Genomic DNA, 22854 nt, shown 5'->3' on the forward strand with positions numbered 1-22854 from the left:
ATAAAATAAATCTAATTACTCATGGAAAACTTAACAGAAAATGATTTTCAGCGTGTGGCGGATTTACTTGGCATTGAGGTAGCAGTGGTAAAAGCTGTACAGGCAGTTGAGACCGGTGGGCATGGGGGCTTTGTGGCTCCGGGGCGACCGATGATCTTATTCGAAGGTCACATCTTTTGGCGTGAACTCAAGAAGCGGGGACTTGATCCGGATAGGTATGTTGCGGGCAATGAAAATATTCTTTATCCTAAATGGGAGAAGGGTCATTATTATGGCGGGATGAAAGAGTATGAACGTCTGGAAAAGGCCCGGGAAATACATAAAGAAGCTGCTGACGCTTCCACTTCATGGGGAATGTTCCAAGTGATGGGCTTTAACTATGCGATGTGCGGGTATGGCAGTGTGGAGGAAATGGTGAAAGATATGTGTGTCGGAGAAGATAAGCAACTGGAAGCTTTTGCGAGGTTTGTGAAACTTGCTAAGTTGCAGTCCTATCTGGAGCAGAAAGACTGGGTCGGGTTTGCCAGGAGGTATAATGGACCCGGATATGCCCAAAATCAGTACGATAAAAAACTGGAAGAGGCTTATCGGAAGTTTACGAAGGAATAGAAATGTAATAGATAGGAGAAAATAGGTTTTACTGAAAATATCAGGAAAGTCATAGATGTAATCAGATATAATGAGTGAAAATATACCCAAATGGGTATAGATTCCTGTCTTGCTCCCACTTTTATACCATATCGGGTATAAAAGTGGGAGTCTTTTTATTGTATTTGTACCTAAACGGGTATAATATGGGAAATCAAACAATAGTAAAGTATGTGACGCAGATGCGTAGGGAAGAGGGTGTCCAGAAAAGGATACTCTCTTTTTTATTTCCTGAGAATGTGATACTTATAACTTTTTATGAGTGATCGGTTCCAGATGCCCTGTTTTCCTTTGTCATCTTCCTGTTAATGTCCACCTTTGCAATGTTGATCAACGAAATGTGAATAAAATTAGTAGTAATAACATGAATAAAAGGAGATTAGGAATATGACTTGGCACTACCCGTGCATTGCTTCAGGGTGTTGAGTTTCAGAAGATAGGTAGTATCGGCACTTCGGGCGGTCATGATTCCGGTAATGGTGATGGAGACATTGTGGATGATCCGACTGCATAATAACTTTAATCAGATAAATACATGAAGAAGAATAGCTGGAATATCCTTTTAAAGGTGATTATAGCTGTGGCAAGCGCCATTGCAGGAGTGATAGGAGGGCAGGGATTGCTCTGATAACTGACCGATCGTTTCGGTTGAAAAAATAAATGCCGGTATCTGTTCGGAAGAATGGGTACCGGCATTTATTATTATGGTTAGCAAAACCGATAATTAAGAATAATCTTGTATATTTGTGAGTGAAACGATTAATAGAAATGTGTTATGGCTAAACTTTACCCGATTGGGATACAGAACTTTGAGAAAATACGTAGGGAAGGCTATCTTTATATAGATAAGACTGCATTAGTCTGTAGATTGGTAAAAACGGGTTCATATTATTTCCTGAGCCGTCCCCGTCGCTTTGGCAAGAGTCTGCTGATATCTACTCTTGAAGCTTATTTTCAAGGGAAAAAGGACTTGTTTCGTGGTTTGGCTATGGAGGAGTTGGAAAAAGATTGGATAAAATATTCGATTTTACATCTGGATCTGAACACCGAAAAGTATGATACGCCCGAAAGCTTGGATCGAATATTGAACGATACGTTGGCTAAATGGGAAATGGTGTACGGGACTGCTCCTTCTGAAACTTCTATTCCTTTGCGTTTCAAGGGTATTGTACAGCGTGCCTGTGAACAGTCGGGGCAGCGGGTGGTGATTTTGATTGATGAATATGATAAACCGATGTTGCAGGCTATCGGTAATGAGGAGTTGGGAGAGAAGTATCGTGATACACTGAAAGGTTTTTATTCTGTGCTGAAAACGATGGACGGGTATATCCGCTTTGCCCTTTTGACGGGAGTTACCAAGTTTGGTAAGGTAAGTGTGTTTAGTGACCTGAATAATCTGAACGATATCTCTATGGACGAACCTTATGTGGAGTTGTGTGGAATTACAGAAAAGGAAATCCATCATTATCTGGAACCGGAAATTCGTCAGTTGGCGAAATATCAAAAGATGTCGTACGAAGATGCTTGCCGGGAGCTGAAGGAACGGTATGATGGTTATCATTTCACGGAAAATTCTATCGGTTTATATAATCCGTTCAGTATACTGAATACTTTTTATAAGATGAAGTTTGGCAGTTACTGGTTCGAAACAGGTACTCCGTCTTATTTGGTAAAACTTTTACTGCGTGATAAATATGACTTGCAACAGCTGGCACACGATGAGGCGACATCAGATATGCTGAATTGCATAGATTCTACTTCGAAGAATCCTCTGCCGGTGATTTATCAGAGTGGCTATCTGACGATAAAAGGGTATGATGAACGTTTTGATATCTACCGCCTGGGATTTCCCAATCGGGAAGTAGAGGAAGGATTTATCAGGTATTTACTTCCTTTTTATGCAAATATTGATAAAGGACAAACAGGGTTTCATATAACCAGGTTCGTTTCTGAAGTGGAACAGGGAGATTGTGATGCTTTCTTTCGTCGTCTGCAAAGTTTCTTCGCCGATACTCCTTATGAACTGGTACGTGACTTGGAGTTGCATTATCAGAATGTTCTTTTTATTGTTTATAAATTACTTGGTTTTTATGTCCAGGCGGAGTATCATACTTCTAACGGGCGCATCGATATGGTTTTGAAGACAGACCGATACATTTATGTGATGGAGTTCAAATTTGACGGGAGTGCGGAAGAGGCTTTGAAACAGATAGAAGAAAAGGGATATGCCGCTCCGTTTGCCAATGATCCCCGTCAACTGCTAAAGGCAGGAGTGAACTTTAGCTCGAAAACAAGGAATATTGATTGTTGGGTCGTGGATTGACTCTAAATTCCATATGATAATCTGAATATTACACATCTGTGTGATCTGTTAATCTGTGGTGAAAAAGAGTTCATTGAAGAATGTTCCCGATACGTTGAATCTCGTCTGTACTGAACTTACAGTTTTCCGTCACTTTCAGATTGTCTTCCAGTTGCTTGACGGAGCTCGCGCCGACGATAACAGAGGTTACCAGATCATCTTTCAAGACCCAGGCCAATGCCATTTCGGCTAAGGTCTGTCCCCGATTACCTGCCACTTCATTCAATGCTTTGATTTTATTGAATACTTGCTCGGTCAATTGCTCTTTCTTCAGGAAACCTCCGCGGGCTATTCTTGAGTCCTCCGGAATTCCATTTAGATACCGGTTGGTGAGCAGACCTTGAGCCAGAGGAGAAAAGGCGATAAAGCCCGTACCATTTTCTTTGGCTTGTTGCAGAATGCCTTGTTCTTCCGGTTCACGGTTAAACAGGTTGTATCGTCCCTGATAGAGTAGACAATGCACGTCTCGTTCTTCCAGATATCGGTAGGCGAACTCTGCCTTTTCTTTGGGGTATTTGGATATACCGATGTAGAGGGCTTTACCTTGCCGGACAATATCGACGAGCGCCTGAAGAGTTTCTTCAAGTGGAGTTTCGGGGTCGTAACGATGGGTATAGAAAATATCGACATACTCCAGATTCATGCGTTTTAAACTCTGGTTGAGACTGCTCATCAGGTATTTCCGGGAGCCCCAGTTTCCGTAAGGACCTTCCCACATATCATGGCCGGCTTTGGTGGATATGAATAGTTCATCCCGATAGGGCATAAAGGATTTCTTCATGATGAGTCCGAACGTTTCTTCGGCTGAGCCGTAAGAGGGACCGTAGTTATTAGCCAGGTCGAAATGTGTGATACCTTTGTCGAATGCAAAGTGAGCCATCCGGAGGCTGTTGGCTAATGTGTCAACATCACCAAAATTATGCCAGAGGCCCAGAGAAACTTCCGGTAACAGTATACCGCTTTTACCGCAACGACGGTACTTCATCCCACCGGAGTATCTTGCTTTATCGGCTGAATAAATAGGATTGATCATATGCTGAGATCTTTTGAAGATTAACTATGATGCAAAGATAATCGATTTATGGAGCAACATAGGTTATCAAAATAATAATTGTATTATGAATGGATAAAATAATACTGGATGGTTTGATGGAATCCCGATAATTTTGCATTATTGAAAAGCGTATGAACTAAAAACAGTGGAGACAGAATATGAAAGACATGCAAACAAAAATAGTAATGATAGGGATTCTACTTTCTACAGGTATAATGTTGAGGGCTCAGGACAATGGAGGGTGTGAGGATTGTCCGGCTTTTAATGCAGGAGGAAAAGTGGAAGTCCGTGGTGTAAAAGAGAGGATTATCGGAGATTTGTCGCAACCGGTCGCGGTTCGTGTAAGGACGTTGATTCAACAGATGACATTGGCAGAGAAGGTAGCTCAGTTGGTGAGCGAAAGTGATAGCATTCCGCGGTTGAATCTTCCTGCTTATAATTATTGGAATGAATGTCTTCACGGAGTGGCTCGTGCCGGTGAAGTGACAGTCTTTCCGCAAGCCATTAATCTGGCTTCTACCTGGGATACGGTGTTAGTCAAACGGGTAGCTTCTGCTATTTCTACGGAGGCACGGTTGAAATATCTGGAGATAGGAAAAGGGCTCACTTACTGGTCGCCTACTATAAACATGGCGCGTGATCCACGCTGGGGAAGAAATGAAGAGACTTATGGTGAAGATCCGCATCTGACTTCGCGACTTGGAGTGGCTTTTGTTAAAGGCTTACAGGGGGATCATCCTACTTATCTGAAAACTGTCGCAACAATCAAACATTTTGTGGCCAATAACGAAGAGAACAATCGTTTCTCCAGTTCTTCACAAATACCGACGAAACAGCTATATGAATATTATTTCCCCGCTTACGAGGCTTGCGTGAAAGAGGCAAACGCACAATCGGTGATGACGGCTTATAATGCTTTTAACGGAGTACCACCCAGCGGTTCGCATTGGTTACTCGATGATGTGCTGAGAAAAGAATGGGGATTCGATGGATTTGTAGTTTCTGATTGCGGGGCTATTGGGGTGATGAATTGGCAGCACCGGGTGGTAAACTCGCTGGAGGAGGCAGCTGCTTTAGGAGTAAACAGTGGTTGTGATCTGGAATGTGGTACTACTTATAAGGAAAAACTTGTTCAAGCGGTAGAACAAGGATTAATTTCAGAAGTTGCTATTGACCGGGCTTTGACAAGAGTATTAACGGCACGGTTTAAGTTGGGAGAGTTTGATCCGATGGAACTTGTCCCATATAATCATTATGATAAGAAACTATTGGCAGGAAAGAAATTTGCAGAACTTGCTTATGAGGCTGCTGTTAAGTCGGTCGTGCTATTGAAAAACGATGCTTTGTTACCTTTAAATAAAGAAAAGATTAAATCTGTAGCCGTAGTAGGACCGTTTGCCGATTACAATTATTTGGGGGGATATAGCGGACAGCCTCCTTATTCGGTTAGCCTTTTGAAAGGAGTGAAGGAGCTGATAGGTAAAAAAGGGAAAGTCACTTATCTGAACGGAATGGGAACCTCTGCGGATTCTATAGCGCAAGTGGTAAAAGGGGCAGATATAGTACTTGTAGCTTTGGGTAGTGATGAAAAAATGGCACGAGAAAACCATGATATGCCTTCTATTTATTTACCGGAGGAACAAGAGAAGCTTCTAAAAAAGATTTATCAGGTGAATCCGAGAATTGTATTGGTTTTCCACACGGGAAATCCGTTGACTTCCGAATGGGCGGATACACATATACCGGCTATTATGCAGGCTTGGTATCCGGGACAGGAAGCGGGTAGGGCTTTGGCCAATTTGCTGTTTGGAAATGAAAATCCGTCGGGTAAGTTGCCTATGACTATCTACAAAACCGAAGAACAGTTACCGGATATACTGGATTTTGATATGTGGAAAGGGCGTACTTATCGTTATATGAAAGGGGAACCTTTATATGGTTTCGGCCATGGATTGAGTTATACATCTTTTGAGTTCGATAATATACAAGGGAATGATACTTTGCAGCCGGATGCGATTTTACAATGTTCGGTCGAGTTATCCAATTCAGGTCAGTTAGCAGGAGAAGAAGTGGTCCAAGTCTATGTTTCGAGGGAGAATACTCCTGTTTACACATATCCGTTGAAAAAATTAGTGGCATTTAAAAAAGTAAAACTTGCTTCAGGTGAGAAAAAGAAAGTGGATTTTACTATAGCTCCCCGGGAGTTATCAGTTTGGGAAGATGGGAAATGGAGGATGCTTTCCGGAAAGTATACTTTGTTTATCGGTTCCGGACAACCGGGGTTGGCGAAAGGTATTACGAAAGGTTTTGAGGTTAAGATAAGGTAAAGTTAGTTTTTACAGGTTCTGGGGTAGTAGTTGTTTTTTAAGGAAAGATTGTTTGAAGGTGATTTCTGTATGTACTTGTTCTCTGATGTAGAGGGTGTGCTGATTGTATCAGTATCAGATAAAATAATACTGGATTGTTAATAATAACTGCACTAATTTTACATTTGAGAAAGTTCCCCGATATTGGGATGAAATAAGTCTCAATTTCGTCTTTTAGATAAACTATGGTGGAATAACGGATGCATTAAAGGCAAAAAACGAATAAAGAGTGTTTGTTTGAATTGCATAAGTGAATGATAAAATCATATTTGTTTGTTCTGCCGGTTGACTCTATTTTTGCATTATCACAAAATTAATCATTTAAAATCAGTGTAATAGTATGAAGAACATGATGTTGTTTCTGATGGCACTCTTAATGAGTGGCCATATGATGGCTCAGCAAACCATTGTTACAGGTGTAATTACCGATGCTAACGATGGATCTCCATTGATCGGAGCCAATGTTCTGGTTAAAGGTGCCGGAACCGGTTCTATTGCCAATGTGGACGGTAAGTATAGTGTTAACGTCCCAAATGGTAAGAATGTATTGGTCTTTTCGTGTGTAGGTTATAAAGAACAGGAGATCACTTTAAAACCCGGACAAAAAGTGCTCAATGTGACCATGAAAGAGGATACTGAACTACTGGATGAAGTAGTAGTTATAGGCTATGGCTCCATGAAGAAGAGTGACTTGACTGGTTCGGTCACCAGCATCAAAAGTGAAGATTTAATGAAAACAAACCCGATTAGTATTAATCAGGGACTCCAAGGGCGTATTGCAGGTGTGCAGGTTAACCAGAATGATGGTGCTCCCGGAGCCGGGGTAAGTATTCAGATTCGTGGTGCTAATTCATTCTCCACCTCTACCGAACCGCTTTATATCGTGGATGGTATTCCTTTTACCAGTAGTGGAATGCCGGGAACAGGCAAAGACGGTATGATGCAGACAGCCAATCCGCTTTCGACAATTAATCCGTCGGATATCGAATCTATTGAGATCTTGAAAGATGCCTCTGCCACAGCCATCTATGGATCGCGTGGTGCAAATGGTGTGGTATTGATTACTACCAAACGTGGTGCAAAAGGAAAAGATAATATCAGCTTCAGTGCTAATTTCGGAATATCGAAAGTAGTGAAGAAATTGGATATGTTGGATGGATATGCATATGCGATGTATAGGAATGAAGCAGCGCAGATGTTTAATGAATACGAGAATGCGAATGAAGCAATTCCATATCCGGGTACTTCCAAAGTAGATCCCAGTACCGGTGAATCTGTTTATTCTCCTGGACCGGAGGACTATCGGAATGGTACATATCCTAGCGTAAATTGGCAGGATGAAGTATTTGAAACAGCATTTTCCCAGGAATACAATCTGAGCGTGAACGGTTCGAATGATAAAGGATATTATGCAATCTCCGGTAATATTTTGGATCAGAGTGGTATCATTCATAACTCCGGATACAAACGTTATTCATTCCGTGCGAACTTGGCTCGTAAAGTACATGAATGGATTGAAATAGGTACGAATATGAGTTTTACCAATTCGCTGAATAAACTTGCTAAAACGAATTCTGTCAGTGACGGTATTATTCGTGGTGCTTTATTTTATCCGGCTACCGCTCCGCTGGATGATGAAACGAATAATGCCCAGTTGAACTGGTTCTCTTCTAATCCTTATGTATATACACGTGCTGCTAAAGATGAACTGACAACGAACAGTTTCTTTTCTTCTTCATTTGTAGAGATCACTCCGTACAAAGATTTGAAGGTTTGTCAGAATGTTGGTTTCTCCTACAATATCAATGAACGTGATGTGTATTACAACAGGGAAACAGTAGAAGGTAAAGATCCGACAAACGGATATGCTTCCAAGGCAGATAACTGGTCGAAAAACCTGGTACTTGAAACGATGGCAACTTATAATAAGACCTTTAATAGGAATCATTCGCTAAATGTAGTCGCAGCTTTCTCTTATGAAAGAGGGGATTATGGTAATAAGGCAATGGTAGCTACCGGATTTCCGCAAGACTTGACAGAAGATTTTGATATGAGTGCTGCTGTGAATCCTCAGAAACCGACTAGCGGGCGAGGAATGACTTCTTTGGTTTCCTTTTTGGGACGTGCCAACTATAATCTGATGAATAAATATCTGTTTACTGCCTCTTTCCGCCGAGATGGTTCCAGTAAGTTTGCGCCTGGTAATAAATGGTCGAACTTTGCTTCAGGGGCTATTGCCTGGAGAGCATCAGAAGAACAGTTTATTAAAGATCTGAATGTGTTTAGTAACCTGAAATTCCGTGCAAGTTATGGACAAACAGGTAATCAGGCGATTGGGGCATATGCTACCCGTGACTATCTGACTGTGGCCAATTATCCAATTAATGGTGCACTTGCCAGTGGATTTGCCAATCTGACTTGGAGAGGACCGGCCAATCCGGACCTGAAGTGGGAAACTACCAGCCAGTATAATGTAGGAGTGGATATGGGTTTCTTCCAGAATAGAATTAATCTGACTATTGATCTGTATTATAAGAAAACATCTGATTTGTTACAGAATATACAGATACCCCAAAGTACAGGTTTTTCAAATATGACGACAAATTTTGGTAACGTAACCAATAAAGGACTTGAAATTACGGGAAAATTTTATGCAATCACCGGAAAGAATCTCAATTGGGACTTTGATGCTAATATTTCTTTTAATCGTAATAAAATCAGTGGTCTTCCGGGCGATCAGTTTGCTCAAGGATGGAGTAAGGCTGATAATGTGTTCTTACAGCGTAACGGAATGCCGATCGGAACCATTTATGGATTTGTGGAAGACGGCTTTTATGATAATATAGCTGAGGTGAGAGCTGATCCGTTCTATGCAAAAGAGTCGGAGGCTGTATGTAAAGCAATGGTAGGTGAGGTAAAATATAAGGATTTTGATGGGGTAGCCGGTATTACGAATGCCGATCGTCAGGTAATTGGTGACACGAATCCGGACTTTACGTTTGGTATGACTCACAATTTTACTTATAAGAATTTCTCTTTGAGTTTTTTCCTGCAAGGCTGTGTCGGAGGTGATATTTTTAATGCAAACTTGCTTGAAGTGACTATGAGTGGTATTGGTAATATTCCTCAGAATATATATGAATCCCGTTGGACACCCGAAAATCGGGAGAATGCCAAATGGCCGAAAGCTTATGCCGGCTATGGGAGAACAATGAAGTTGTCCGACCGCTATGTAGAAGATGGATCTTATCTGAGAATGAAGAATATTAATCTGGGCTATAAGTTTATTTCTCCATTCAAAGGAATCGAATCTATCAATCTGTTTGCTTCCGTTAGTAATGTATTTACCATTTCGGGATATAGTTGGTATGATCCGGATGTAAATTCTTTCGGAAGTGATGCTTCCCGTCGTGGTGTAGACTTATTCTCATATCCAAGCAGTCGCACCTTCTCATTTGGTTTACAATGTACATTCTGATGTTTAACTCAAATCAAGAAAAGTCATGAAAAAAATAATATTCAAATCGTTTTTATTGTTATGGACGGTCTTGTTGGCATGTTCATGCAATGATTTACTGGATGAAAAGGCCTATGATTTTGTGTCGCCTGAGCAGTTGGGTGACAGTGAAAGTGCAGCTTCTCAGCTCGTGACAGGAGCCTATAATACGGTGATCACCAGCTTTATTGCTCCGGGATCTTATCTTTACCTGACCAATATGGACTGTGACTACGCATCAGGAGCTTCATGGGCATTCGGTAATGTGGGAGCGGGAAACCCACAAGGTTTTTGGGGGATAGACCACATGTGGCAAGGTAGTTATACGTTAATCCACCGGGCAAATCTGGGTATATCCAAGATTTCGGCAATGAGTAATCTGAGCCAGGAGAGTAAACAGGATGCTTTAGCTCAACTCTGTTTCCTTAAAGCATGGGCTTATTTTAATTTGGTGAGAAATTACGGTCCTGTACCTATTTTCCGGAAATCCATTTCGGAAGGAGAAGCTATGAGTCAACCTCGTGCATCGGTTTCGGATGTATATGCACATATTATCGAATTGTTGGAACAGGCTGAAGGTATGTACTCAAAAGATGATGCAGGTTTCGTAGTGGGGCATGCTTCAAATGGAGCTGCTAAAGCATTGTTGGCGAAGGTATATGTTACTATGGCTTCCGGGGCGATGTCCGGTGTGCCTATCGTGGTCAAGGGAGGAGATCCGAATATATTTGAACCACAATCTATCACGCACATTGCAAAGACTGTTGCAGGTTATGAGTCTTTTGATCCGGCCAAGTATTATGCGTTGGCACGTGACAAAGCTTGGGAGGTGATAAACGAATATACCCTGTTTGATAATTATATGGACGTATGGGCCATAGGAAACCGTAATAAGGGAGAACACATCTGGATGGCACAGGCCATCAGCGGTGATAAGGACTTTGGAAACACGATCTGTCAGGATTATGTGGGCATTTTCAAAGAAGACGGTACGATGGAAGGTAACTGGTATGGTATGCGCGATCACTGGTATCTGCTTTTCGAAGAACAGGATAAGCGTATTGTCGATGGAGTTATTCATCGATATGCGTCGGATGGTATATCCAATGGTAAGGTTATCTATAACTATTATCCCCGTTGGTATGCAGATAAAGTGGAGAATAAGGAGGTATATGACAGTCAGGGCAATGCTTTTGATGGTACGGAAGTCTATCATGAAGGTCAGGGGTGGACATTGGCGAAGTTGACAAAATTTACTTTTGTTACAGACCGGAAACAAAAAAACAGTGATTTTCACTTTCCGTTACTCCGTTTGCCGGATATCATGTTGATTTATGCTGAGGCTGTCAATGAATTGAATGGTGGGCCGGACGCTGAGGCCTATAATCAGGTGAACCGCATTCGTACGCGTGCACATGCCACTCCGTTCTCCGGAATGAATCAGGATGAATTCCGTTCGGCTGTACTGGAAGAGCGTGCCCGCGAATTGGCCTATGAAGCTGACCGCCGTTATGATCTTTTCCGTTGGGGTATCTATCTGGATGTGATGAATGCCATCGATATGGATGAGCATAATGTGACTAAACGTCGTTTGGAACGAAATCTTCTTTATCCGATACCTACCAGTGAAGTGAACTCTAATGATAAGATTGATTCTAATAATCCGGGATGGTAATGAATACATTCGTAACATTTAAAATTGAAGATGCAATGAAAACATTTAGATATATTTTATTCGTGTGGGTGATGCTGGGCTGTGGGCTTTTTGCATCATGTGAGGACGATGAAGTGGAATATGCTCCTTTGGCGGTTACAAGGGTATCTACCGTACTTGACCGTGAGCAGGGCATTGATCAGGCTAATCTTGCACAGTACATCATAGTGCAAGGTACGGGACTGAATGCTGTTAATTCAATTCTGGTGAATGATGTGCAGGTTGATTTGAAAGACGCATACATCACTTCCGGAGAAATTACTTTTCCGATTCCAAGAGTGATTCCGGGGGAAATAAATAATCTGATAACTTTAGGGAGTGGAAATTCTACAGTGACAGCTCCGATATCAGTGTTTATCCCCGAATTGGAAGTGAATGGAATGTTCAATGAATTTACACCGGCCGGTGATACAATGAAAGTAGTCGGCGATTATTTCGATCTTTATGAGATAACGACCGAATCGGGACAACTGTTCTTTGGTGGTAAAGAAGTGAAAATTACAAAATCAACGGGCAACAGCTTGAGTTTTGTATTGCCGGAAGATGCTGTAATGGGATCAAAAATTAAATTAGTCAGTCCGGTTTGTGGAGAGGTAACGGTTCCAGGTAAATATATGGAAAAAGGCAACATGCTGTGTGACTTTGATCCGTTTACCGGTTGGGGAGGTAGTAAATATGTGATAGATGGTCCTGTGCCTGCTCCGTACAGTGGATACTTCTCCCGTTTCAAGATCAATAAAGGGGATGCGAACGATTGGGACTGGAACGAGGTGACTACTATTGCACAGTGTGCTGTCGAATATTCTCCGGAGGTTATTGCCGATCAAAATAAATATTTGCTGAAGTTTGAAGTAAATACAATCAAACCATTGACTAAAAGGCAGATTCGTTTCTATTTTTCACAGATCAATTACGATTGGGAACCTTTTGCATCGGGACTTGCTCTGAATACAAATGGAGAATGGAAAACCGTTTCTATTGATCTGGGAGAGATGTGGAAAGGAGATATTCCTAATGATGGAGTCCTGCAGATTATGGGTAATAGTTGGGCGGAAGATACGGATATCTGTTTTGATAATTTCCGTATCGTTCCCAAAGATTAAGGTGTGCTTAGCAAAAAGCAGATTATAATCTGCTTGATGTAGGGTAGAGTTGGTAAAAGAGGGAAGTTTTTATGGAACTATCCCTCTTTTTAACTCAGCTTGCAATATAAATCTAACAAAAATGATAATGCGAAAAATTCAATATCTGTTTATTGCTTTGTTTATCTGCCTGGAAATCCAGGCACAAGACAAATTTAATATCAGGGGAGTGTTGCCCTGGCATAATTTTCTATCGGGACCTACTTCCTGGAATCTGTCGGATTACCGGATTTATCTGGATGAATGCCGGAAGAATGGTATCAATTTTATTGGTTTTCATAATTATACTGGTGGTGGAGAACGCTATGCCACCTATGTGGAACCTATGATAAAAATAGAATATAAAAATATTCTTCCGCAAGCTTGTTTTGATAATTCGATGACAGCCCGTTGGGGATATCTTCCGATGGCTGTGAAAGACTTTGCTTTTGATACGGGAAAGATATTTCAATTGCCTGTTGGTGCAGAAGCTTTTGGCAATAATGGTTCGATAACATCACATTCTTCTCGGGAACATTATGAAAAAGCTCAGTCCTTGATGAGGGATGTTCTGAAGATGGCACATGAACGGGGAATCCGAATGGCTATGGGATTTGAATTTGGAGTGATCCCTCCCGAATATTTTTCTTTGAATGTAGCCGGAGATTGTTTTTATTGGGCAGGTGAATCGAATATGATCCCCAATCCGAAAAGTCAGATAGCTGCCGAGATACATTATGCGGCAATTGATGATATCCTAAACACTTATCCGGATATCGATTATATCTGGATGTGGCTGAATGAACATTCATTTATGGGTGTCGATGTTCAGAAAGCACTTAGAGATAAACCCTTTGCCCGGGCTTATCAAGAGAATCAGGCACTCTTTAAAGAGGCTGCCGATTCATCGGCTCGTTTTGTCGGGGTATGGGCATTGGAATACATGAAATTGACTTATAAACATTTGAAATCAAAAGGCTCTCGTGCAAAGTTAATCCTTGGTGGTTGGGGAGGGGGACATCAGTTGCCTTCTTTATTGAAAGGACTGGATAGGGCCTTACCACAAGATATTATTTTCAGTTGCCTTAATCCGGATTTAGGAAAAAGTCCGCAACCTGATTTCTTGGAAGAGATTGCCCGAAACCGTAGTGTTTGGGCTGTACCCTGGTTGGAGGGGGATCATCAACTCTGGCATTTTCAGCCGAGGGTCAATATGATGCGTGAACAGGTAAAGCTTGCTGCCGAACAAAATCTGGACGGAGTAATTGCTATTCACTGGCGTACAGAGGAACCCCGTTTTAATTTTCGAACGTTTGCTCGTTTTGCTTCGGATAAGGGTGCTGACGAGAGTGTAGATCAATTGTATGACCGATATCTGACAGAGGAATTTGGGGAAGAAGTCGCAAAAGAAATGACTCCTTTACTTGCCAGAATGGATCGTGAACAGATTCAATGGAATGTACCGTCACCGGAATTTTATGCATATACTCCGGAATGGGGATTATTAGATGAAAATAATGTGCGAATACGACAAGAGTTGGTGTCTTCGGGAGAATCGTTATTGAAAAAGTTAAGAGGAGAGAAACGGGAGAATCTGAAACGTTTCATAGCAATGTTCCGTTTTGAGCTGTTGTTGGGTGAGGTAGATCGGGCTATGATGCCTGCTTTTATCTTAAAAAAGAAGGAAGTGCAAGGTGAGAAAATAAATGATTCGCAGGAGTATATGGACGCATATCGGCTGTTAGTTTCAGCCCCTGTTAAAGAAATGTTTGATACTTATATGGAACGTGTTCATTCTCGTGGAGAATTGGGAGTACTTAGCTCTTTGAATCAACGTGTGTGGCGCGAATATAATGATCTTAAAATTTATCTGGAAAATAAAATAAAAGAAAAATGAAACGAATGGCATATCACCTGCTGGCTATCTTAATTTTGGGGATGGCAGCATCGGCTGTCAAAGCACAGATTTTGTTAACAGCTTCTGCTACGCCGATTGAAGAATATGCGGCGGTAGAACTTCAGCGGTATTATTATCAGCTGTCCGGACGCTTGTTGTCCATCGATCATGAAGAAGTACCGGACAGGAAAACGGAATTTGTTCTGACAAGACTGGATCATCCGTTAGTGAAGTCTTGGAGAGACAAAGGAGTATTACCTCTGAAGTCCATGCCGGGAGAGCAGGGATATGTCATTCGGACAGTAAAAGAAAAAGGCAGGGAATTGGTTGTCATTGCAGGTGTTGATGCCAATGGATTGCTTTATGGTGTATATGGGTTGCTGGAAGATCACTTAGGAATGCGTTTCTATATGAATGGAGATGTATATCCTGATAAGAAAGAGGTTCAGACGAGAATACCGTTGATTCAAGATGAACGAACTCCGACAGTGGCTATCCGTGGATTCCTTCCCTGGACTAATTTTCCGCAATCGGCTACCATTTATTCTTGGGATGATTGGCGTTACATCATAGATCAGGCAGCACGGATGCGTATGAACTTCATTATGATTCATAACTATAACGGGTTTTGCGGACATAATGAACTGTTTCATAATTTTGAATACAAAGGGCATTTATCGCGTGGATGGATGCCTACCATAAAGACAGGACACGGATGGGGCTGTCCCGGATGGAATATCAACGAATATCTTTTCGGGGCATCTGAAGTTTATGATGATTATGATTTTGGGGCAGACTATGGCTTGCATAATGAAACGTTGACGAATGGTCAGATCAAAGAGAAAGGAGCAACTATATTCCGTAAGGTGATTGCCTATGCACACTTACGTGGTGTAAAAATAGGTTTAGGGTTAGATATTGATGTCGTTTTGCCGGAATATCAGTCTGAACCGGATAACAAAGACTTGATAAAGGTACAGGTCGCAGAAATAGCTCGTGAGTATCCGGAATTGGACTATCTGCTTTGTTTTCAATCCGAAGGTCAGAAAAATGAGGCTTTTTATGCCCGTTGGCGAAGAGTCTTTGATGGATTTTATGAAGAGATGAAGCGGAAGTCGCCTTTTACCCGTATAGCTGTATCGGGCTGGGGGCTAACTGCGGAATCGGTGAATAGTCTGCCTGAAGATGTCATTTGTGCCCCTATATCTTACTATTCGGCCGCTTTTGAGCCGGGAAGTGTTTATGGAAATCGTGAATACTGGGGATGTCCCTGGCTGGAACGTGATTTTAACAGTTCTGAGTATTACTATCCTTATAATGTAGATCTTTCGGAAACAATCCGGGCCTTTGGAGATGCTTCTGCCAATATGAACGGATTTTATGCGCTGACATGGAGATTGGCGGATGCTATTTCTCCAAAGATGTGGTATATCAGTAAGGCTCCTTGGTATAATCATGAAGTGCTGGATTCTTCGGAGAAAGTGTATCGGGACTTTGCACTTGCCAATTATGGAGAAAATGCAGTGGATGCCATTACTGACATTATCGATCAAAACGAACCTTTTGCTACCGATTTCGGTGAGTGTCAGGAAACACCCGGATTTAATCAGATGGTACATACTTATCCGTTGATGAATCTTTATTCGATGACTTTTGGGGGAAAGAATGGAAAGGATGTGGAGATAAAGGCCACCGGATATGCAGAGAAAAAAGGTACAAAAAATGCTCCTTGTGATGAAGGAGGAGAGTGCGTGGGATATATTATGGCTGATGACTGGTTGCAGTATCCGGCAGTTGATTTTAGTAATAGTCCCGAACGAATGTCCATACGGATTGCTTCTGCATCTTCGGGTGGTGTTGCTACTGTTTATCTGGATCGATTGGGAGGACCTGTTATCGCTCGGTTTGAAGTAAAGAACACGGAAGGTTGGCAATCCTGGAAATCATTGACCGTTCCGGTGAAAGGGTTAAAAGGTGTTCATACGCTTTATGTTCGTTTTCAACCTTTTAATGTAATAGCCAAAGCTGGGAAATTAGCTGATAAACAGCTGAAAACAATTGATAGTTGTATGGCCGTTACTTCGGATGTACTTCAACAATTGCGTCTCTCCCGATTACGAGCACGTATTCATGGAGCAGCATGCCATATAGCTTTGAATACTGATTTTGAAAATTATCAATGGAATGATTTACCGGGGAAAATGGATGAATGGGCGCGTAGCTTTTTGTATCGTATTGAAGATATTTCTTCCTATGGAAACATTATGAGTACTCAGAATCGATTTGTGAAACAGAACTATGTAGAGAAGATCAACCAGCTACGTAAACAGCAACGGGTACAGGCTCCTTCGCATATTATAGCTAAAGGTACTCTTGAGGGAGCACAGATTAGTTGGCGTAATGAAGAGCCGGCAGTAAGTTCCTTCGTGGTTTGTCGTAATGGAGAAGAGATTGATACATTGGCGTCTGATGTGAATTGTTATCAGGATAAGTTTCATGGAGCAGCTTCGTATACGGTATATGCAGTGGATATTGAAGGGCATAAAAGCCCTTTGGGAATACCTGCCGATTGTCTGGCCGGGAGTGCTGACCGGGAAGCTCCGGTTATTGTGATTAATTCCCCGTTGGCTTCAATAATGGAGGGAACTCCGTTGCACATTCGGTTTTCAGTCGTTGAGAATCGGTTACCGGAATTTGTATCCGGGATATTTCACTATCGGAGAACAGGAGAGAAAGTGTGGAAAAAAATACCATTTAAGCACCGGACCAGAGGTGTCTTCACATTAACCTTACCCGCTTCTGAGATTACGTGTCAGGGAATAGAATACTACATTTCGGTTTCAGATTCTGACAATGTATTTTGCTATCCGGGTTCGGCTCCGGCTCGGAATCATACGGTGGTAGTAACTGAGGTACCGGGAGATGATAAACCCGAAGTTCCGATGATAAAACCAATTTGTGGTAAACGTATGTTTTGGAGTCGTGTGCCAAATGTGGAAATGTATCGCATCTATCGTAGCAGAACTCCTGATTTTAAAATCGGAGCAGATACGTTTGTGACGTTTGTAGCGGGAAATACACAGAGTTTTGCCGATAATGGATTTGATTTCGACGGGACTTCTCTGAAAGGAACTTATTATTATTGCGTGACTTCCGTATCCTTTTGGGATCATGAAAGTGAGGCATCAGAAATCATTCAAATAGATTATTAATGAAAAGAATTGGAATATATATTGTTATTGTAGTATGCATCCTGTCTTGCATATCTTCGCGAAGGAACCTCTTGACAGAAACCAGATTGATGTTGGTTGATACGAGAGCAACTGAACATACGGCGGCATTGTTCTATAACTTGCGGCAACTGACCGGAAAACGGGTGGTTTATGGACAACATAATTATGAAATGGATGGGTTCGATTCGGATAGTACACGCTGGAGGGATGAGGCAAACCGATGTGATGCGTATGATGTGACGGGGGCTTATCCTGCTTTGGCTAGTTTTGATTTCCTTCATTTTACGAATCCTCGCAGTTGGGAAACAAAAGAATTGAATTACATACAGGAAAAATTCCATGTTGCATATAATCGGGGAAATGTTATTACGTTCTGTTGGCATTATTATAATCCGGTGACCGGAGGAAATTTTTATGATACAACACAAGTGGTTCGTCATATCTTGCCGGGAGGTTCTTATCATGCTACCTTCAAAGCCGATTTGAAGATCATTGCTGATTTTGCACACAATGCAAAGGGCGATGACGGAGAGTTGATTCCGATCATATTCCGTCCTTGGCATGAGTTTGATGGTAATTGGTTTTGGTGGGGAAAAAATCATTGTTCGGTTGAAGAATTTAAAAAGTTGTATCGGTTTACAGTCACTTATCTCAGAGATTCTTTAGAGGTGCATAACTTTTTATATGCATTTTCTCCGGACTGTGGTTTCACTACTGAGGCCGAATATCTGGAACGTTATCCGGGAGACAAATATGTAGATGTTGTAGGTATGGATAATTATTGGGATTTTCGTCCGGATGGGGGAGATACCTCCCTGGTAGTTCTGAAAGCCCGTATCCTTACACAATATGCGCAAAAGCATGGAAAACTTTCTGCCATTACTGAGACAGGTACACAGACACGTGATTCATTGTGGTATACACAATTGTTATCTATTCTGCGTTCGGAAGGGGTAGCCTTGAATTATGTATGCACTTGGTCGGGGTTTTCTCCTTATAAAGGACATCCGGCAGCAGCCGATTTTTGTCGGTTTAAGAGGGACACTTTGGTGCTCTTCGCTGATGAAATTCCTAATTTTTATACTTGGCACTGAACCTGCTTATAAATAATATCATGGAATGCTAAGATAGTATTAGGTATACATCCATCCAACGCCTATCTTTGCAATATCACTTTCAGGGTGGAAAGAATCTTATAAATAAAATATCTGATGATTATGAAAATCCTATCGACTATCCTATTAACCTTGTTGATTGTGCTTGGGGCGTGCACTTCTCCTCAGGTTTCTCCTGATCCCTTTGTCCGTGTGTCAAACGGACGTCTGACGGTGAATGGAAAACCCTATTATTATATAGGAACTAATTTTTGGTATGGAGCTATTTTGGGGTCACAGGGACAGGGAGGTAACCGGGAGAGATTACTTCGTGAACTGGATTATTTGAAGGCTCTTGGTATTAACAATTTGCGTGTTCTTGTTGGAGCAGACGGAAAAGATGGGATTCCGACGAAAGCTGAGCCTGCACTTCAGGTGGAAGCCGGTGTGTATAATGATACTATTTTTGACGGGCTCGATTTCTTCCTGTCGGAGTTGGATAAACGGGATATGTATGCCGTACTTTTCCTGAATAACAGCTGGGAGTGGTCGGGCGGATATTCCCAGTATCTTTATTGGGCGGGACATGGTGAAGTGCCTATGCCGAATGTAGCCGGATGGGATGCTTTTTCGAATTATGTGGCACAATATGCTAAGTCGGAAAAAGCACACCATTTGTTCCGGGATCATATTACTCACGTTGTAAATCGTGTCAATCGGTATACTGGAAAAAAATATAGTGAAGATCCTGCAATTATGTCTTGGCAGATAGGTAATGAACCCCGTCCGTTCGGTGAGGACAATAAAAAGAGTTTTGCAGCCTGGATTGCCGATTGCGCTGCTCTTATTAAATCTATGGATTCTAACCATCTGGTTTCTATTGGATCGGAAGGAATGGCCGGTTGTGAGGGGGATTTGTCACTTTGGACTTCTATCCATGCCGATGCGAATGTTGATTATACTACGATTCATATTTGGCCGAATAATTGGGGATGGATCGATAAGAAAGATATTCCGGGTACCATCGGGCAGGCAATAGAAAACACCTGCTCTTATATCGATATGCATGTGCAGGAAGCTTTTAAGATAAACAAGCCGCTGGTACTTGAAGAGTTTGGTTTACCGAGAGACAGTGTGAAGTTTACTTCGAATACTTCCACTGTTCAGCGGGACCGGTATTACAGAGCTGTGTTTGATATCGTCGAAAAGCATGCTGCCGAAAAGGGTGTTTTCCAAGGATGTAACTTCTGGGCATGGGGTGGATTTGCGGAACCTCAACATCTCTTTTGGCAAAGGGGAGATGACTATATGGGAGATCCCGGGCAGGAGGAACAAGGGCTGAATTCGGTTTATGCAACTGATTCGACGATAAATATGATAAAGGAGGCGGTAAGTGATATTAACCAGATAATTCAGAAACAATGAAAATGAAATTAATATGCTTTTTGATGTTGAGTGTGTTTTTTATTTTTCCGGTTCGGGCTAAAAACACATTCGGGAAGAAAAAAGACAAAGTGACGCGCTTGCATTTTTATGACCTGAATAAGAATGGGCGGATGGACACTTATGAAAACCCTTCTGCTCCTGTGGAGTATCGTGTGGAGCATCTTTTGTCACAGATGACTTTGGAGGAAAAGGTAGGACAGATGCTTACTTCATTGGGGTGGCCCATGTACGAACGGGTGGGAGAGGACATCCGCCTGACCCCTCAGTTGGAGAAAGAAATCGGAGAGTACCATATCGGATCGCTCTGGGGTTTTATGCGGGCTGATCCGTGGACGCAACGTACGTTGCATACCGGACTCAATCCTTCGCTGGCTGCCCGAGCGTCCAATCGTCTTCAATCTTACGTCATAGAACATAGCCGTTTGGGTATTCCGCTGTTTCTGGCGGAAGAATGTCCGCATGGCCACATGGCGATTGGTACAACAGTATTTCCGACTTCCATCGGTCAGGCAAGTACCTGGAATCCGGAACTGATCCGGCAGATGGGACGTGTCATTGCTATTGAAGCAAGTGCTCAGGGAGCACACATCGGCTATGGACCGGTACTCGACTTGGCCCGTGATCCGCGTTGGTCGCGTGTAGAGGAAACTTATGGAGAAGATCCTTATCTGAATGGGGTGATGGGAACTGCTCTGGTACGTGGTTTTCAGGGAGAGACATTAAACGACGGTAAAAGCGTGATAGCGACCCTCAAACATTTTGCTTCGTATGGCTGGACGGAAGGCGGACATAACGGAGGTACTGCCCATATAGGCGAGCGCGAACTGGAAGAGGCTATCTTTCCTCCTTTTCGTGAGGCGGTAGGTGCCGGGGCATTGTCTGTGATGAGTTCATACAATGAAATAGACGGAAATCCATGTACTGGAAGTCGTTATTTGTTAACGGATATCCTGAAAGATCGTTGGCAATTCAAAGGTTTTGTCGTGTCCGATTTGTATGCTGTCGGAGGATTACGGGAACATGGTGTTGCCGGCAATGACTATGAGGCGGCCATAAAGGCCGTGAATGCCGGAGTGGATAGTGATTTGGGAACGAATGTCTATGCTGAGCAGTTGGTTGCTGCGGTCAAAAGAGGGGATGTTGCTGTAGCAACGATAGATAAGGCGGTACGTCGCATTTTATCTCTCAAATTCCAAATGGGATTGTTTGATGATCCATTTGTAGATGAAAAGCAGGCAGTACAACTTGTTGCCTCTTCCGAACATACCGGACTGGCTCGTGAAGTAGCCCGTCAGTCAATCGTTCTGCTTAAGAATAAGGACAAGCTGTTGCCGTTGAAGAAGGATATTCGTACCCTTGCTGTTATAGGTCCCAATGCCGATAATGTGTATAATATGCTTGGAGACTATACTGCTCCTCAAGCCGATGGGACTGTAGTGACAGTCTTGGATGGAATTCGACAAAAGGTCTCTAAAGAAACTCGTGTGCTGTATGCCAAGGGGTGTGCAGTGCGTGATTCTTCCCGTACCGGATTTAAAGATGCTATAGAAACAGCCCGTAATGCCGATACCGTAGTAATGGTGATGGGAGGATCGAGTGCCCGGGATTTTTCCTCGGAATATGAAGAAACCGGTGCGGCAAAAGTCACTATAAATCAGATCAGTGATATGGAAAGTGGCGAAGGCTATGATCGAGCCACACTTCATCTTATGGGAAGACAACTGGAGTTGTTGGAAGAAATCTCCAGGTTGGGTAAACCGGTGGTATTGGTATTGATTAAAGGGCGTCCGTTATTGATGGAGGGAGCTATTCAAGAGGCAGAGGCAATTGTGGATGCCTGGTATCCGGGCATGCAGGGAGGGAATGCTGTGGCCGATGTGCTTTTCGGTGATTACAATCCCGCAGGACGTCTCACTCTTTCTGTGCCACGTTCGGTCGGTCAGTTGCCGGTATACTACAATACAAGACGGAAAGGAAATCGTAGCCGATATGTTGAAGAACCGGGTACTCCTCGTTATCCTTTCGGTTATGGTCTTAGTTATACAACTTTTTCCTATACGGATATGAAAGTGCAGGTAACTGAAGGAAGTGATGATTGCTGGGTAGATGTAACAGTAACCATACAAAATCAGGGTACTGCAGATGGTGATGAAGTGGCACAACTCTATTTCCGGGATGACGTAAGCAGTTTTACGACTCCTGCCAAGCAGTTACGGGCGTTCAGCCGTATTCACCTGAAGGCTGGTGAATCCCGAGAAGTAACTTTTACTCTTGATAAGAAGTCATTGGCTCTGTATATGCAAGAGGGGGAATGGGTGGTCGAACCGGGACGCTTTACAATAATGGTGGGAGGCTCTTCCGAGGATATTACCTGCCGACAAGCATTTGAGATAAACCGAAAATATACTTTTAAAATGTAAACG

13 protein-coding genes and 1 pseudogene are annotated in these 22854 nt (G+C 42.4%); 13 read left to right on the forward strand and 1 reads right to left on the reverse strand.

Annotated features, from left to right (window positions below; genetic code table 11):
• Nucleotides 1-21: 21 nt before the first annotated feature.
• From BSHG_RS13715 to BSHG_RS13710, 4 genes and pseudogenes are all read left to right on the forward strand, one after another.
• Nucleotides 22-609 carry an N-acetylmuramidase family protein gene (locus BSHG_RS13715; protein ID WP_005809353.1) on the forward strand — a complete coding sequence of 196 codons (588 nt, stop codon included), beginning with the start codon at nt 22-24 and terminating at the stop codon, nt 607-609.
• Between the two features lie 430 nt (nt 610-1039).
• Nucleotides 1040-1162: pseudogene (locus BSHG_RS21525) on the forward strand (DNA-binding protein); the annotation flags it as partial.
• Nucleotides 1163-1183: 21 nt separating this feature from the next.
• Entirely contained in the window at nt 1184-1276 is a 93-nt protein-coding gene (locus tag BSHG_RS22995; protein WP_005784981.1) for a smalltalk protein, read from the forward strand.
• Nucleotides 1277-1423: 147 nt separating this feature from the next.
• On the forward strand, nt 1424-2971 hold the full coding sequence (locus tag BSHG_RS13710) for an ATP-binding protein (protein ID WP_008658644.1): 1548 nt from the start codon (nt 1424-1426) through the stop codon (nt 2969-2971).
• A gap of 70 nt (nt 2972-3041) precedes the next feature.
• On the opposite strand, the gene BSHG_RS13705 is transcribed toward BSHG_RS13710, so the two are convergent.
• Nucleotides 3042-4043 carry an aldo/keto reductase gene (locus tag BSHG_RS13705; RefSeq protein ID WP_005801353.1) on the reverse strand — a complete coding sequence of 334 codons (1002 nt, stop codon included), beginning with the start codon at nt 4041-4043 and terminating at the stop codon, nt 3042-3044.
• A 179-nt stretch (nt 4044-4222) separates the two neighbouring features.
• On the opposite strand from BSHG_RS13705, the gene BSHG_RS13700 reads away from it, so the two are divergent.
• The 9 genes from BSHG_RS13700 to BSHG_RS13660 all read left to right on the forward strand — a co-directional run bounded on the left by BSHG_RS13700 (nt 4223) and on the right by BSHG_RS13660 (nt 22851).
• Nucleotides 4223-6391: a glycoside hydrolase family 3 C-terminal domain-containing protein gene (locus tag BSHG_RS13700; RefSeq protein ID WP_008658650.1), complete on the forward strand. Its 2169-nt coding sequence runs from the start codon at nt 4223-4225 to the stop codon at nt 6389-6391.
• Nucleotides 6392-6770: 379 nt separating this feature from the next.
• Nucleotides 6771-9908: a SusC/RagA family TonB-linked outer membrane protein gene (locus BSHG_RS13695; protein WP_008658652.1), complete on the forward strand. Its 3138-nt coding sequence runs from the start codon at nt 6771-6773 to the stop codon at nt 9906-9908.
• A gap of 25 nt (nt 9909-9933) precedes the next feature.
• Nucleotides 9934-11601, forward strand: a complete 1668-nt coding sequence (locus BSHG_RS13690; protein ID WP_008658654.1) for a RagB/SusD family nutrient uptake outer membrane protein — start codon at nt 9934-9936, stop codon at nt 11599-11601.
• Nucleotides 11601-12743 carry a glycan-binding surface protein gene (locus BSHG_RS13685; protein ID WP_005796119.1) on the forward strand — a complete coding sequence of 381 codons (1143 nt, stop codon included), beginning with the start codon at nt 11601-11603 and terminating at the stop codon, nt 12741-12743. Before BSHG_RS13690 ends, BSHG_RS13685 begins: the two co-directional genes overlap by 1 nt.
• Before the next feature lie 127 nt (nt 12744-12870).
• Nucleotides 12871-14658 carry a hypothetical protein gene (locus tag BSHG_RS13680; RefSeq protein ID WP_008658657.1) on the forward strand — a complete coding sequence of 596 codons (1788 nt, stop codon included), beginning with the start codon at nt 12871-12873 and terminating at the stop codon, nt 14656-14658.
• A complete protein-coding gene (locus tag BSHG_RS13675) occupies nt 14655-17870 on the forward strand; it encodes a carbohydrate-binding protein (RefSeq protein WP_008658658.1) in 3216 nt (1071 codons plus the stop codon). Before BSHG_RS13680 ends, BSHG_RS13675 begins: the two co-directional genes overlap by 4 nt.
• The gene (locus BSHG_RS13670; protein WP_005796113.1) at nt 17870-18985 is read left to right on the forward strand and encodes a glycoside hydrolase family 26 protein; all 1116 of its coding nucleotides are present in this window, start codon (nt 17870-17872) and stop codon (nt 18983-18985) included. Before BSHG_RS13675 ends, BSHG_RS13670 begins: the two co-directional genes overlap by 1 nt.
• Nucleotides 18986-19102: 117 nt before the next feature.
• Complete coding sequence (locus tag BSHG_RS13665; protein ID WP_005813231.1) at nt 19103-20410, forward strand: glycoside hydrolase 5 family protein; 1308 nt, start codon at nt 19103-19105, stop codon at nt 20408-20410.
• Between the two features lie 23 nt (nt 20411-20433).
• On the forward strand, nt 20434-22851 hold the full coding sequence (locus BSHG_RS13660; RefSeq protein ID WP_008658662.1) for a glycoside hydrolase family 3 N-terminal domain-containing protein: 2418 nt from the start codon (nt 20434-20436) through the stop codon (nt 22849-22851).
• Nucleotides 22852-22854: the final 3 nt, after the last annotated feature.

Origin of the sequence: Bacteroides sp. 3_2_5 (assembly GCF_000159855.2) — a bacterium.
Classification (GTDB): domain Bacteria; phylum Bacteroidota; class Bacteroidia; order Bacteroidales; family Bacteroidaceae; genus Bacteroides; species Bacteroides fragilis.